The sequence below is a fragment of the Rhizorhabdus sp. GW822-FHT03C02 genome (assembly GCF_058801765.1).
This window is the reverse complement of the sequence record NZ_JBXANN010000001.1, coordinates 640920-655713: the sequence shown is the minus strand read 5'-3', so window position 1 is coordinate 655713 and position 14794 is coordinate 640920. Positions and strand designations below refer to the sequence as shown.

Annotated in this window: 11 protein-coding genes; 7 read left to right on the top strand and 4 right to left on the bottom strand. The window is 66.8% G+C overall.

The annotated features are described in order from the left end of the window. The first annotated feature begins 99 nt into the window (after window positions 1-99). Window positions 100-2331, top strand: coding sequence for a TonB-dependent receptor (locus tag AC1RM6_RS02950; protein ID WP_493098101.1), 2232 nt, complete (start codon window positions 100-102; stop codon window positions 2329-2331). Between the two features lie 29 nt (window positions 2332-2360). Then, complete coding sequence (locus AC1RM6_RS02945) at window positions 2361-3644, top strand: metallophosphoesterase (protein WP_493098100.1); 1284 nt, start codon at window positions 2361-2363, stop codon at window positions 3642-3644. Window positions 3645-3687: 43 nt separating this feature from the next. Here the strand turns inward: AC1RM6_RS02945 and AC1RM6_RS02940 are convergent, their stop codons facing one another. Next, window positions 3688-4002 carry a Rieske (2Fe-2S) protein gene (locus AC1RM6_RS02940; RefSeq protein WP_493098099.1) on the bottom strand — a complete coding sequence of 105 codons (315 nt, stop codon included), beginning with the start codon at window positions 4000-4002 and terminating at the stop codon, window positions 3688-3690. A 213-nt stretch (window positions 4003-4215) separates the two neighbouring features. Here AC1RM6_RS02940 and AC1RM6_RS02935 point away from each other — a divergent pair, with 213 nt between their 5' ends. The 3 genes from AC1RM6_RS02935 to AC1RM6_RS02925 all read left to right on the top strand — a co-directional run bounded on the left by AC1RM6_RS02935 (window position 4216) and on the right by AC1RM6_RS02925 (window position 8652). Further along, complete coding sequence (locus tag AC1RM6_RS02935) at window positions 4216-6027, top strand: hydantoinase B/oxoprolinase family protein (RefSeq protein WP_493098098.1); 1812 nt, start codon at window positions 4216-4218, stop codon at window positions 6025-6027. Window positions 6028-6072: 45 nt separating this feature from the next. Further along, window positions 6073-8148: a hydantoinase/oxoprolinase family protein gene (locus tag AC1RM6_RS02930; RefSeq protein WP_493098097.1), complete on the top strand. Its 2076-nt coding sequence runs from the start codon at window positions 6073-6075 to the stop codon at window positions 8146-8148. Between the two features lie 63 nt (window positions 8149-8211). Beyond that, window positions 8212-8652: a PaaI family thioesterase gene (locus tag AC1RM6_RS02925; protein WP_493098096.1), complete on the top strand. Its 441-nt coding sequence runs from the start codon at window positions 8212-8214 to the stop codon at window positions 8650-8652. A 28-nt stretch (window positions 8653-8680) separates the two neighbouring features. Here AC1RM6_RS02925 and AC1RM6_RS02920 read toward each other — a convergent pair whose 3' ends face one another. The 3 genes from AC1RM6_RS02920 to AC1RM6_RS02910 are packed head-to-tail and all read right to left on the bottom strand — an operon-like array spanning window position 8681 to window position 11678. Continuing rightward, window positions 8681-9292, bottom strand: coding sequence for a glutathione S-transferase family protein (locus AC1RM6_RS02920; protein WP_493098095.1), 612 nt, complete (start codon window positions 9290-9292; stop codon window positions 8681-8683). Between the two features lie 26 nt (window positions 9293-9318). Continuing rightward, complete coding sequence (locus AC1RM6_RS02915; protein ID WP_493098094.1) at window positions 9319-10509, bottom strand: CaiB/BaiF CoA transferase family protein; 1191 nt, start codon at window positions 10507-10509, stop codon at window positions 9319-9321. After that, on the bottom strand, window positions 10506-11678 hold the full coding sequence (locus tag AC1RM6_RS02910) for a CaiB/BaiF CoA transferase family protein (RefSeq protein WP_493098093.1): 1173 nt from the start codon (window positions 11676-11678) through the stop codon (window positions 10506-10508). The genes AC1RM6_RS02915 and AC1RM6_RS02910 overlap by 4 nt, the downstream gene beginning before the upstream one ends. A gap of 224 nt (window positions 11679-11902) precedes the next feature. Between AC1RM6_RS02910 and AC1RM6_RS02905 the strand changes: the two genes are divergently transcribed. Both AC1RM6_RS02905 and AC1RM6_RS02900 read left to right on the top strand, forming a co-directional pair. Next, on the top strand, window positions 11903-13630 hold the full coding sequence (locus AC1RM6_RS02905) for an FAD-dependent oxidoreductase (RefSeq protein WP_493098092.1): 1728 nt from the start codon (window positions 11903-11905) through the stop codon (window positions 13628-13630). Window positions 13631-13759: 129 nt separating this feature from the next. Further along, entirely contained in the window at window positions 13760-14737 is a 978-nt protein-coding gene (locus AC1RM6_RS02900; protein ID WP_493098091.1) for an NAD(P)H-dependent flavin oxidoreductase, read from the top strand. Window positions 14738-14794: the final 57 nt, after the last annotated feature.

Genomic DNA, 14794 nt, shown 5'->3' with positions numbered 1-14794 from the left:
GGACCGAACTCAGCCGTCGAAATGACAATTGCATCGCTCCGGAGACCATTTTTCCGGGGCTTCTCCAGTCCTGTCTTCATTCTGCACTCGGGGTCTTCCATGAAATCTACCGCCATGCTTTCGACCAGCCTGTCGATCCTGGGCTTTTGCCTGAGCAGCGCCGCCATCGCCGAGAATGCTTCGCCCATCGACGATTCCGGTGCCGAAATCATCGTCACCGCCCAGAAGCATGAAAGCAGCGTGCTCGCCATTCCCGCCCCGATCAGCGTGATCAGCGGCGACCGCATCGAACGGCGTGGCGTCACCGATTTCGAAGGCCTGCTCGAACAGATTTCGGGGGTGAGCATCACCTCCGACTATGGCGGCAGTTCGTCCAAGGTGATCAGCATCCGCGGCGTCGGCGGCAGCGACGATTATCGTCCCAACGGCAGTTCGTCGGTCGCGCTGCATGTCGACAATATCTACCAGGCGTCGAACGTCTTCCTGGCGATGCCGTTCTTCGACATCGAGCGCGCCGAGGTGTTGAAGGGCCCGCAAGGCACGCTCTACGGGCGCAACAGCACCGCGGGCGTGGTCAACCTGATCACGCGCAGCAAGAGCGACACGCTCAACGGCTATGTGACCGGCCAATATGAAAGCTATGACCGCGCCCGCATCGAAGGTGCGATCGGCATACCGCTCGCGCCCGGCGTCGGCCTGCGGCTGGCCGGGACGGTCGACCAGGGCGGGGGTTTCCAGGACGGCAAGGGCGCGGGCAGCCTGGCCGGCAAAATCTATTTCCCCAAGGTCGGCGCGGTTCCCGATCCCGGCGCGCGCGACAATTTCGGCGACCGCGACCTCTATGCCGGCCGCGCGACGCTCGACATCGCCTTCTCACCCGAGACCAGCCTGATCCTGAAGACCTTCGGCAGCCGCGACCGCGGTGAATCGCAGCAGCCGGATTCGGTCGGCGGGGTCAATAATGGCGGCTTCGTCGAGCCCGACAACGATCCCTACACATTTTATAGCAACCGCTATCCAAAGCGGAAGATCGACGTCTGGGGCACGTCCGCCGCGTTCCAGCATAAGCTCAACGACGCACTCAAGCTCGATATCGTCGCCGGATATCAGTCGGGCGACCGCGATGTCGGCGGCGGCGGCACCGGATCGCCGCAGCGCAATTTCGACTATGACTTCACCGATCGCATTCGCCAGCGCTCGCTCGAACTGCGGCTGTCAGAGCGCAATGGCGGCCTGATCGAATGGGTGGTCGGCGGCTATTATCTGCATGACAAGGTCGATTTCCGAACCAACCTGATCGCGCTCGATGTGTTCGGGACCAATCTGGTCAGCGACTATCACCAGAAGCGCACCAGCAAGGCGGCGTTCGGCCAGGCCGACATCAACCTGACGTCGCGCCTCACTTTGTCGGGTGGGCTGCGCTACACCAGGGACGATGCCAGCTATGCCGGTGCGACCACCGACGCCAACCCCTATGGCGCCTCGATCGTCCCGGTCGTCCTGCCGGCGGTCCCGGTGGTCTTCGACAACGACTTCGACGACGACAATGTCTCGGGCCGGATCACCCTCGCCTTTCGCCCGACCGACACCACCAATGTCTATGCCTCGATCGGCAAGGGCTACAAGGCGGGCGGGTTCGACGGCTCGACGATCTTCAGCAAGCCCGAGGCGCTGCCGTTCAAGTCGGAGAATGTCTGGGCCTATGAAGGCGGGTTCAAATTCTCGGATCGCGGCATGTTCCTGAATGTCGACGGCTTCTATTATGATTTCGACAATCTCCAGGCGAACACCACGACGATCGTCGCCGGGCAGAGCACCAGCGCCAATGTCCGCACCAATGTCGCCAAGGCCCGGCTCTACGGCGTCGATGTCGCGCTCGGCGCGACGCTGGTCCGTTCGGGCCCGCACCGGCTGAGCGTGGACGGCGGCCTCACCTTGCTGCGCAGCAAGATATTGAGCTTCGATTCGAGCAATCCCGCCATCGTCGCGGTCAACCTCGGCAACCAGCTTCCCGCCGCGCCCAAGGCCAGCTTCAACGGGCAGGTCAGCTATAATTATGCCAGCGGCAAGGGCTGGGACGTCACCGCGACCATCGATGCCCGTCGCAAGAGCGGCGAGTTCAAGCGCCTCAACAATGTCGATACCTCCTATGTGCCGGCCTATACCTTGCTCAACGCGCGGCTCGACCTGCATCTCGCGGCGCAGGGACTCACCCTGTTCGCCTATGGCCGCAACCTGACCGACGAGATCTATTATGTCGACAGCAGCGCCACCGCCCGCCTCAGCGGCACGCCGCGCGTGCTCGGCGCCGGCGCCAAGTTCGAATTCTGATGCGCTCCCCTCTTTCCGAAAGCCTCCGCATGCGCCGCCTGCTCGCCCTGCTCGCCACCGCCAGCCTGCTCACCGCCGCCAACGCCGCCAGTGCCGGGGATAAGGGCTTCACCATCGCGGTGATCCCCGACACCCAGAATTATCTCGACTATAGCCACCAGACCGAGGCCGGCTTTCCGTTCGACGCCCGCGAGATGTTCTACGACCAGATGAGCTACATCGCCCGCAACGCGGCGTCGCAGGGCGGCGACATCGTCTTCGCGACCGCGGTCGGCGACGTCTGGCAGCATCCGACCAAGAAGATGGACGACGCGCACGCGGCGATGGGGCTGAAGACCGTGCCCAATCCGTTGCTCGACACCTTTCTTGCCCCCGACCCGCGTACCCTGACGGTGGAAATGCCGATCGCCCGGCGCGGTTACGAGATACTGGCCGGCAAGCTGCCGTTCGCGGTCGTCGCCGGCAACCACGACTATGACGCCAACTGGAGCGACAGCCGCTTCCCGCCCTCGCCCGACATGCGCAACCCCGGCACCAACCCCTTCCCCTATGGCCAGCTCCATTATGGCGGCCTCGCCAACTGGAAGTCGGTGTTCGGCAGCGACACGCCGTTCTTCAGGGGCAAGGACTGGTATGTCGCGTCATCGGATGGCGGCGTCGAAAGCGCGCAGATCTTCGCCGCCGGCGGCTATCATTTCCTGCACATCGGCCTGGAGATGGCGCCGGCCGACACGATCGTCGCCTGGGCGGAAAGCGTGATCCGCGCGCATCCCGGCCTGCCGACGATCATCACCATCCACGACCATCTCAACCCGGACGGCGAGCGCAAGCCGGTGTCCGCGGTCGACTTCAAGGCCGTGCATCCCGAGCATAACAATGCCGAGGACCTGTGGCGCAAATTGCTGTCGCGCCACGACCAAATCTTCCTGGTGCTCAGCGGCCACCAGCACGGCCAGTCGCACCGCACCGACCGCAACGACGCAGGGCACGAGGTCTACCAGATCCTCGCCGACTATCAGGACCGCAACCAGTCAGCCGCCGCTGCGGCGCCCGACATGAAGCTCGCCGGGGTCGGCATCGGCGACGGCTGGCTGCGGCTGATGCGCTTCGACATGGCAGCCGCCGTGCCGACGATTCATGTCAGCACCCAATCGACCTATTACAAGGCGAGCTCGTCGCAGCTGCCGACCTACAGCGCCTTCTACAAGGCCAAGGAGAAACCGAAACTGACCGACGCCGCCTTCCTCGCCGAGGAGGAATTCGCGATCCCGATGCCCGACTTCGTCGCCCGCTTCGGATTGCCGAAGAAATGAGGTCAGGCGGGGTCGTGGCCTCCGTCCAGACCTCGCCCCTCTTTCACATCGCGACCTCGATCCAGTCTTCGACCGTGCGCACCGCATAGACCGCGATCGGCTTCTTCGCAGGCGGATTCTTGGCCTTGCCGGTCGCGAGGTCGAAGCGGGCGCCGTGGATCGGGCAGGCGATCCAGCCGTTCGACATGCGGCCGCATTCGAGCTTCTCCTCGGCGTGCGAGCAGATGTTCGACACCGCGAAGATCCGGCCCGCCGAGTTGCACAGCAGGACCGGTTTGCCGTCGATCTCGACGACATGCTTGGCGCCTGCGGGCAGGTCGGCGAGCGGGAGGACGCGGGTGAAGGGCGCTTCGGTCATCCACGCCGCCTAACATGGCGCCGTCGCGGGCATATGTCCCAGCGCGCAGCCCTTCTTGACTGATCCGCCCCGCCCCGCCTGCCATCACATGCACCCATTTTTGTCGCTGCTTGCAGCATCGGGCCATGCGCTTGCGGCGGCTTCGGGCGGGGGTTAGCCCCGGAGGATCGGACAGCCATCCCCGAAGAGGACGGCCCCAAGCGAGGATATAGGATGTCGTTCGAACTGAACCGGAGGCTGGCGGCGAAGCGCGCGGCGTTGCCGACATCGGCGAATATCGATCCGGTCACCGCCGGGATCATCCGCGGGGCGATGGAGACGGTGTGCTTCGAGGCGGCGACCCATCTCGGCCGCGCTGCCTCGTCGCCGATCATCAACCAGTCGAACGAGCGCAATGCCAGCGTGATCGACTCGCATGGCCGGCTCGCGGCGGTGTCGATCGGCACCCCCCACCTGACCTTCGTGTCGCAGCTCACCGTCCGCTACGGGCTGGAGATGGTCGAGGATTATGACTGGGGGCCCGGTGACGTGTTCCTGGGCAACGATCCCGATTATGGCGGCGGCCACCTGCCCGATTATAATGTCTATGCGCCGGTGTTCGACGAAGCCGGCGAACTGGTGCTGATCCAGGCGCTGCAGGCGCACCAGGGCGACACCGGCGGCAAGGATCCGGGCGGGTTCACGCTCGAGGCGACCGACATCTTCACCGAGGGGCTGGCGATCCCCTGCCTCAAGCTGGTCCATCGCGGCGAGAAGCGCCGCGACGTGATCAAGCTGATCGAGCGCAACAACCGTTTCCCGTCGTTCGCGGGCGACCTCGCGGCGATGATCAGCGGGGTCCAGCTCGCGGTGCGGCTGCTGCAGGAGGTGATCCGCAAATGGGGGACCGATGCGGTCCGCGCGGCGATCAATTACAATATCGACCAGACCGAGAAGCGGCTGCGCGAGGAAGTCGCAAGCTGGCCCGACGGCACCTATGAGGCCGACGTCCTGATCGACGCCGACACGATGGGGACCAAGGACGTGCACGTCCATGTCGCGTGCACGATCGCGGGCGACCAGTTGACGGTCGACCTGACCGGCACCGACGACCGCCCGAACCTGGTCGGGGTGTGGAACACCTTCGCCAACAGCCGCGGCTATATCATGACCCAGATCGCCGCCTCGATCGATCCGGGAATCGTCAAGAATGAAGGGCTGTTCCACGGGGTCGAGATGATCATCCCCGAGGGCTGCATCGCCCAGCCGCCGATCAACATGCCCGCCGCGCTCGGTTCCTTCCATCCGGCCTGCGAGATCACCGAGGGGGTGTGCATCGCGCTGTCCCAGGTGGTGCCGGGGCGATCGGCGCCGCAGGTCTACAAGATCGGCATGCCCAATGCGGTGATCGGCTTCAAGAACGGCCAGATGTGGATGGACCAGGGGGTCGACGCGCGGTCGATGGACGTGTCGGCGGTGCAGGGCATCGACGGCTGGGGATCATGCCCGGTGGGCTTGGGCAATCTGCTGCTGTCCGAGGCCGAGGATGCCGAGAGCCGGTTCGCGGTGATCAACATGAATCGCGAGATGACGATGGATTCCGAAGGCGCCGGGCGCTGGCGCGGCCAGCCGGGCAGCCTCAACCAGAAGCAGGTGCTCGAGCCGACGATGGCGATGGCGTGGATGGTCTCGGCCGACCACCCGTTGCGCGGCATCTGCGGCGGCGACGATGCCAGCCCCTATGCGAGCCGGTTCGAGGTGGGGACGCCGAACGAATATAAGGTCGGGCTGACCGCGCGCGCGCAACTGCCCGCGGGCGGGGTTATCGCCTATCAGCATGGCGGTGGCGCGGGCTTCGGCCCGGCGATCGAGCGCGATCCGCAGGCGGTCAGGGAGGACGTGCTCGACGAGATCGTCAGCATCGGCCGCGCCCGCGACAAATATGGGGTGATCTTCACCGGCAGCGTCGAGGATTACGACCTCGCGGTCGATGTCGAAGCGACCGCCGCGCGCCGCGGCGCGATGATGGCCAGCGAACCCGCCTGAAGCGGACGAGATAGAAGAAGAATATCGGGCGGGGAGCGGAATTGCATGGGTTACCGGGTCGGGATCGATATCGGCGGGACGTTTACCGATTTTGCGCTGCTCAAGGGCGCCGAGATCATCCTCCACAAGAATCTGAGCACCCCCGAGGACCGCTCGATCGGGGTGATGGAGGGGCTCGCCAGGCTGGCGGCGATCGAGGGGCTGTCGCTCGCCGATTTCCTGGGGGCGTGCGACGCGGTGGTCCATGGCACGACGATCGCCGACAATACGCTGATCGAGATGAATGGTGCTGTGACCGGGCTGATCACCACCGAAGGCTTCCGCGACGAAATGGAGTATCGGCGCGGCTTCAAGGAGAGCATCTGGGACGTGCGGCTCGAACCGCCGATCCCGATCACCCCACGGCGGCGGCGGCTGACGGTGCCCGAGCGGGTGCTCCATGACGGCCAGGTCCACAAGCCGCTCGACGAGGAGGCAGTGCGCGCGGTCTGCAAGCGGCTCGCCAAACAGGGGGTTGAGTCGGTCGCGATCTCCTTCCTGTTCTCGTTCGTGAACCCGGTCCACGAGAACCGGGTCGCCGAGATCGTCGCCGAGGAGATGCCCGGGGTCCATATCTCGAAATCGCATGCGGTGCTGCCGCGCGCGCCCGAATATGACCGGACCAGCACGACGGTGGTCAACGCCTATGTCGCGCCGCGGGTGACCGACTATCTCGAGAAGCTGGTCCGCCGGGTGCGCGAGGCGGGCTATCCCAGGCAGCTGATGGTGATGCAGGCGAGCGGCGGGGTGATGACCCGCGACTATATCGCCGGATCGCCGATCCGGGTGCTGGCCTCGGGCCCCGCCGGCGGGGTGATCGGGTCGGCGCATGTCGGGGTCGCCAAGGGCTATCCGAACATATTGTGCGTCGACATGGGGGGCACCTCCTACGACATATCGGTGGTGCTGAACGGCGCCGCCCCCGCCGAGGCGGGGTGGAACATGCACCATCGCTATCTGGTCGGGGTGCCGATGGTGAAGGTCGAGACGCTGGGCGCGGGCGGCGGATCGATCTGCGAGGTCGTCGGCGGAGTGCTGCAGGTCGGGCCGGCCTCGGCGGGCTCCGATCCGGGGCCGATCTGCTATGGCCGCGGCGGCATCCGGCCGACGATCACCGATGCGTTGGTGATGCTCGGCATCCTTTCGGCGGAGTCGGATTTCGCCGGCGGCAGCTTCTCGCTGACCAGGGCCGGGGTCGAACCGGCGTTCGCGGCGATCGGCGCGCAGATGGGCTATAGCGCCGAGGAAGCGGCCTATGACTGCTGGCGGGTGGTCAATGCCGGCATGTCGCAGGGGGTGCGGCGGATCACCGCGGGCAAGGGGATCGATCCGCGCGACATGGCGATGCTCGCTTATGGCGGCAACGGCCCGGTGTTCGCGGCGATCCAGGCCGAGGATCTGGGCATATCGCGGGTGCTGGTGCCCAAGGCGTCGCCGACCTTCTCGGCGCTCGGCACGCTCGTCGCCAATCCCAGCATCGACGAGGAACGCTCCTATGTCGCGCCGGCCGATGCGCTCGACCTCGCGAAACTCCGGGCGCTGTGGGGCGAGCTCGGCGCGCGGGCGCTGCGCTACTTCACCGATGCCGGCTTCGCGCCGCACGAGGTGATCGCACGCTACCAGGTCAATATGCGCTATGGCGGGCAGAACTGGTCGCTGAGCTTCGACATGCAGAATGACCGGCCGGTCGGCGAACTGGGCTTCATCGACGAGGGGATCGGCGCCCGGGCGATCGCCCTGTTCAACGAACGCCATATGGCCGAATATGCCCATATCCGCGAGGGCGAGACCCCCGAGATCACCGGGGTGCGGCTCGCCTCGCATGTCGAGACCCCGTCGCCGCCCGCCGGCCAGGGGACGACCGCGGCACGCGCGGTTCCGGCCCCGGCCAAGACCCGCCGCGCCAATCTGGGCGACGGTTTTCGCGAGACCGACATCTTTCTCGGCAGCGACCTCAAACCCGGCCATGCCGTGACCGGGCCGGCGATCATCGAGGAGACCTTCACGACGATCGTCGTCTATCCAGGGTGGACCGCCGAAGTCGACGATGCCGGCGACTATGCGCTGGTCAGGGCGGGCTGAACCGACGTTTCGCGAATCCGCTCTTCCGCGCTAGGGGCCGAGCGAAAGCGCGGAGACCAAGACGTGACCGATGACATGAAGATCGATGCCGAATGGCTGCGCGCCGATGGCTGGAAGACGGTCGAGCCCCTGGCCTTCAGCCGCGCGGTCGGGCCCTATTGGCGAAAGGGTCCGGGGGGTGCCGCCAACTTCGGCCTGATCGCCGAGCAGCGCCACGCCAACGGCCATATGGGCACCGTCCATGGCGGGGTGATCATGAGCTTCGCCGATGATGCGCTGGGCGCGACGGTGACCGAGGCGATCGGCGGCGCCAATTGCGTGACGCTGCAGTTGCAGCTCCAGTTCGTGTCGGCGGGGCTGGTCGGCGACTTCATCAACTGCCAGCCCGAGATCATCCGGCGGACCTCGCAGATCATCTTCCTGCGCGGGCTGATCGTGGCCGGCGAGCGGACGGTCGCGAGCGTCGAGGGGATCTGGAAGCTGGTGAAGCCGCGGGCGGGTTGAGCCCTCGCCCGCCCATCACCCCGCGACCTCACGCATAGTCATAGGGCCCGCTCTTCGCCAACGCGGCGCGGTAGGCCGGGCGGCTGTGGATCGCATCGAGCCAGGCGGCGATCCTCGGTCTGTCTTCGGTGCCGCCGGCGCGATGCGCGGCGAGTTCGAGCGGAAAGCTCATCATCACGTCGGCGGCGGTGAAGGCGTCGCCGGCGAACCAGGCACGCCCCGACAGCTCGGCCTCGACGAAATCGAGATGGTTGCCGATCATCGGCAGATAGCCCCTGCCCGCCTCCTCCGACGTCCGGCCGAGGATCAGCATCGTCACCAGCACCGCCATCAGCGACGCCTCGGCATAATGCATGAAATAGCGATAATGGCGCTTGCCCCCGGCATCCGCCGGGGCTCCCAACCGGCCGCCCGCCTTGTCGACGAGATGCTCGATGATCGCCCCGGATTCGGCGATCACCACGCCGTCATCCTCGATCATCGGCGACTTGCCGAGCGGGTGGAGCCCGCGCAGCTCGGGCGGCCCGCCCATCGTCGACAGGCGCGGGTAGAAGCGCAGCTCATAGGGGAATTCGAGTTCCTCGAGCAGCCACAGGATGCGCTGCGAGCGCGAGCGTTCGAGATGGTGGAGGATGATCATGGGGGAGTCCTTCGATCAAGCAGCGATCACCGCGTCGTCCCCGCCTCGCTCAGCACCGTCTGCTCCTCCTCGGACAGGCCCATCACCTCGCCGAAGATATAGGCGTTGTGCTGGCCGAGCCTGGGGGCGCCGTCGGTGATCGCGGCGGGGTCGGTCATTCGCCAGGACGGGCCGACCACCGGGCGGACCTCGCCGTCGGCATCGCCGACAGGCCGGTAGAAGTCGCGGGCCCAGAGATGGTCGTCGGCGATCAGGTCGACCGAATTGGCGCTCTTGGCGGCGGCGATGCCGGCGGCCTGGAGGTCGGCGGCGAGCGCGCGGGCGTCGCGGTCGCGGGTCCAGCCGGCGAGCAGCGCGTCGAGTTCGGCTTCGTGCGCCTTGCGTCCGGCCAAGGTCGCGAAGCGCGGGTCGCCGGCACCTTCGATCATGCGCGACAGCGTCTGCCAGCCGGCATCGTCGGCCACCGCGATGGCGATCCAGTCGTCGCCGGCGCAGCGCCACACGCCGTGCGGGGCCATGTCGGCATGGCGATTGCCGTCGCAGCCGGCGATGCGGCGGTTGAGGCTATGGTCGATCACGGCGTCGCCGATCAGGCTGGTCATCGTCTCGACCGCCGAGACGTCGACGAACTGGCCCTCGCCGGTGCGCTGACGGTGGGCGAGCGCGACGAGTGCGGCGAAGACCGCGGCGGCGCCGAAGCTCGAATCGGCGAAGCGGATGTTCATCCCCTTCGGCGGCTCGCCGTCATGGCCGACCAGCGCGCTCAGCCCGCCGAGCGCCGCGAAGCACGGCGCATAGCCGGTCTGATAAGCGAGCGGACCGTCATTGCCGTACATCCCCATCGACACGAAGATGATGTCGGGTTTGACCGCCCGCGCCGCATCATAGCCGAGGCCGAGCCGGGCGATCGCGCCGGGGCGCAGATTCTCGATGACGATGTCGCACCGCGCGATCAGGTCCTTGACCAGCGCGATCCCGGCCGGCGACTTCATGTCGATCTGGACGCTCAGTTTCTGCGGGTTGACCGCCATGAAGCCCGGCGCCTTGTCGATATCGTCGACCCCGAAGCTGCGGGTGACATCGAGCGAGCCGAGGCTTTCGACCCGGATCACCTCGGCGCCGAGAAAGGCGAGCTGCTTGCCCGCATAAGGCCCCGCCCAGACCTTGGTCAGTTCGAGCACCCTGATCCCGGCGAGCGGGCCGCCCCGGCCGGTCATGCCGGCACCGCCTGCGCGCAGAGCGCCGCATCGGCGTCGAGCAAGGGCGCGGCGCGTTCGATCCGCGCCGGGGTCAGGCTGAGCCTGTAGGGCACGGTCGGGTACAGCGCCTTGCCGAGCACCGGGTGATCGACCTCGGCGAAATAGCCGCGATGTACATATTGCGGCGAGCGCAGCAGGTCGCTGGGGTCGTTGACCGGAACGAGGGTGAGCCCGAGCCGCTGCGCGGCCTCGGCGGCCTCGTCCTTGTCCCGGGTCAGCAGCCAGGCGCCGATCTCGGCGCGGCAGGTCGCGAGCCTTTCGGGGGTGAGCCCGCGTTCGAGCCAGTTGTCGGGAAAGGCCGCCATCCAGGCCGGATCGCCGAGCAGCGTGCGCAGCGCCTGCCAATGGCCGGGCGCCGACATCCAGATATAGACGAAGCCGGCGCGGCACGGGAAGATTCCGGCCGGACCGCCAAGATCGAACTGGGTACGGCTGGTGCCGACGTCCATGTCGCCGGCGACCATCTGCCCGAGCACATAGTCGACCCGTGACGCCATCACCTCCTGACCCGAAATGTCGATCGTGCGGCCGACGCCGCCCGCCCCGCGACCGATCAGCGCGGCGACGGTGCAGGTCGCGGCATCGAGCCCGGCCTCATAATTGGCCATGAACCGCCCCGCCCCCTTGAGCGGCGGCCGGTCGGGATCGCTGCCGCTCGGGGTGTGATAGCCCCAGCCGCTGCTATGCATCACGGTCAGCGCCTCGGCCTGCGCGCGGTCGGGCGGCGCGGCGCGGCCGAACGGGGTGACCGAGGTTAGCACCAGCCCCGGCCAGTCGGCGGCGAGCCGATCGGGATCGAGACCGATCGCCTCGAGCCAGCCGGGGGCATGATCGTCGATCACCGCATCGGCGTGGCGTAGCAGCGCATGGAGCGCGGTCCGTCCGGCATCGCTCGCCAGGTCGAGCGCGACCGAGCGCTTGTTGGTGTTCAGATAGGCGAACAGCCCGCTGCGTTCGGTGCCGGGCAGATCGTCGAGAAAGGGGCCGAGCGCGCGGGTCGGGCTGCCGGTGCCGGGGCGTTCGACCTTGATCAGTTCGGCGCCGAAATCGGCCAGCAGCTTGCCGCAATATTCGCCCGCCACCCGTTCGGACAGCTCGACGATCCTGAAATGGCGCAAGGCCGACATGGTCTCTCCCCGATCGCGGCCCATGGCAGGCATCGCGTCTCTCCGCCGCCGTTGAAGCAGCCTTGCGCACCAGCATGCAACAGCCGTCGCGCCGCGGTTTGTCCCGGCCTGCACGGGCAATAGCCGCAAGCTGCACATGCTGTCACTTTCGGGCCGATCGCTTCAAAGCCGAACGCGAAGCGTGTTTAAGAAGGCGCACCAACGAGAAGAACGAGGGGGTAGCGATGGCCGAGACGCATGACGTGATCGTGATCGGATCGGGTGCGGCGGGCATGACCGCGGCGCTGCGCGCCCGCGATCTGGGTCTCGACGTGCTGGTGGTCGAGAAGGCGCATAAATATGGCGGTACCTCGGCGACCTCGGGGGGCGTCGCCTGGATCCCCAACCATGGCCTGGGCGGCACCACCGACAGCCGCGAGGAGACGCTGACCTATCTCGACGCGGTGATCCAGGAGCCGGTCGATCGCGCACGGCTCGAAGCCTATGTCGACAGCGGCGCCGAGATGCTGCGCTATCTGGGCGCGACCGACATCCATTTCATCTCGATGCCGTGGCCCGATTATTTCGCCGAGCTGCCGGGATCGCGGGCCGACCGGTCGCTGGTGCTGCCGATGTGGGACGGGCGCCGGCTCGGCGACCGTTTCCCGCTGGTCCGCGAGCAATATCCGCGCTTCAAGCTGTTCAACCGCTATGCGATGAATCTCGAGGAGACCTTCACGATCGCCGCGCGCGCCAAGGGCTGGCAAAAGATGCTCGCGCGGGTGATCGGCCGCTACTGGACCGATCGCGGCACCCGCAAGCTGACGAAGCGCGACCGCTGGTTCACCTCGGGTACCGCACTGATCGGGCCGCTGCTCGAACAACTCGGCAAACGCGGGGTCGAGATCAGGCTCGAGACGAAGCTGGAGCGGCTGATCACCACCGACGAGAAGGTGACCGGAGTCCGGGTCAGCCATTTCGGCAGCGAATATGACATCGCGGCGCGGCACGGGGTGATCATCTGCGCGGGCGGGTTCGAATGGAGCCAGACACTGCGCGACCGCTTCTACCCGGTGAAGACCTCGATCTGGTGGACCAGCACCCCGCAGGGCGCCAACGCGGGCGAGGCCTTGATCGCCGCCGAGGCGATCGGCGCCGCGACCGAGCATACCGGACAGGGCTGGTGGGCACCGACGATGATCCTGCCGAGCGCCAGCGCCTCCAATTTCGAGGAGGTCCACCAGGCGGTGTTCGACGTCGGCCGGCCGGCGAGCGTGTGCGTCAACCGCAACGGCGACCGCTTCGTCAACGAGAGCTGCAGCTATGACCGGTTCGGGGTGGCGATGGTCGAGGACCAGATCAGGACCGGCGCGAACACGCCGTGCTGGCTGGTGTTCGATTCGACGTTCCGCGCCAAGTTCACCGCCGGCGGGATCCTGCCGAGCGCGGTGATGTCCGACGCGTCGATCCCGGTCGACTGGTGGGATCATTATGTGTTCAAGGCCGACACGATCGGCGCCTTGGCGAAGAAGCTCGACCTCGATCCGGCCAAGCTCGACCAGGTCGTCGCGCGGATGAACAGCTACGCCGAACAGGGTGAGGATCCCGAATATGGCCGCGGCAGCACGATCTACGACAAGAGCTTCGGCGACCCGACCTGCAAGCCCAACCCCGCGCTCGGGCCGATCCGCAAGGCGCCTTATTATGCGATCCCGATCCAGCTCGGCGATCTCGGCACCAAGGGCGGGCTGAAGGCCGACCACAAGGCGCAGGTGCTCGACGGGCAGGACAGGCCGATCGCCGGCCTCTATGCCGCGGGCAACGCGACCGGGAGCCCGTTCGGGCTCAACTATCCGGGCGCCGGCGGGACGATCGGGCCGGCGATGGTGTTCGGCTATCTCGCCGCCAATGCGATCGCCGCGCGCGCGACCAACCGCGATCTGGACGTGCGCGAGCCGGCGGCGGTGGCCTAGACCCAGACCCTAGGGATTCATCGCCCGACCGGTGCGCAAACCAGCCTCGGCAGATTGACAGAGTCAGGCTCAGCGGACATTCTACCCGACAGTAACTACTAGACCAACGGGTTAGGAAGGCAGTCGACGATGGCATTGCGCACACGTTTCACCGAGCTTGCGGGCATCGAGCATCCGATCGTCCAGGGCGGCATGATGTGGGTGGGCCGCGCCGAACTGGCCGCGGCGGTGTCGAATGCGGGCGGCCTGGGCATCATCACCGCGCTGACCCAGCCGACCCCCGACGATCTGCGCCGCGAGATCGAACGTTGCCGGACGCTGACCGACAAGCCGTTCGGGGTGAACCTGACGATCCTGCCGTCGGTGACGCCGCCGCCTTATGCCGAATATCGCCGCGCGATCATCGACAGCGGCATCACGATCGTCGAGACCGCCGGCTACAAGCCGCAGGAACATGTCGACGATTTCAAGGCGCATGGGGTCAAGGTGATCCACAAATGCACCGCGGTCCGCCACGCGCTGTCGGCCGAGCGGATGGGAGTCGACGCGATCTCGATCGACGGGTTCGAATGCGCCGGCCATCCGGGCGAGGACGATATCCCTGGGCTGATCCTGATCCCGGCGGCCGCCGACAAGGTCAAGATCCCGATGATCGCCAGCGGCGGTTTCGGCGACGGCCGCGGCCTTGCCGCCGCACTCGCTTTGGGGGCCGAGGGGATCAACATGGGCACGCGCTTCTGCGCGACGGTCGAGGCGCCGATCCACGACAAGGTGAAGCAGTTCCTGGTCGACAATGACGAGCGCGCGACCAACCTGATCTTCCGCACCTTCCACAATACCGGCCGCGTCGCCAAGAATGCGATCTCCGACGAGGTGGTCGCGATCTCGAGCAAGCCGGGCGCGGTGTTCGCCGACGTCCAGCCTTTGGTGTCGGGCGCCCGCGGCAAGGTCGCGCTGGAAACCGGCGACATCGACGCCGGGCTGGTGTGGGCGGGCCAGGTCCAGGGGCTGATCCACGACATCCCGACCTGCAAGGTGCTGATCGACCGGATTATGGCCGACGCCGAGGCGATCATCCGCGGCCGGCTCGCGGGCATGCTGGCGTAACGGAAGGTTCTTCTTCTTAAGCCTTCTCCCGTTCTTCACGGGAGAAGGTTGGATGAG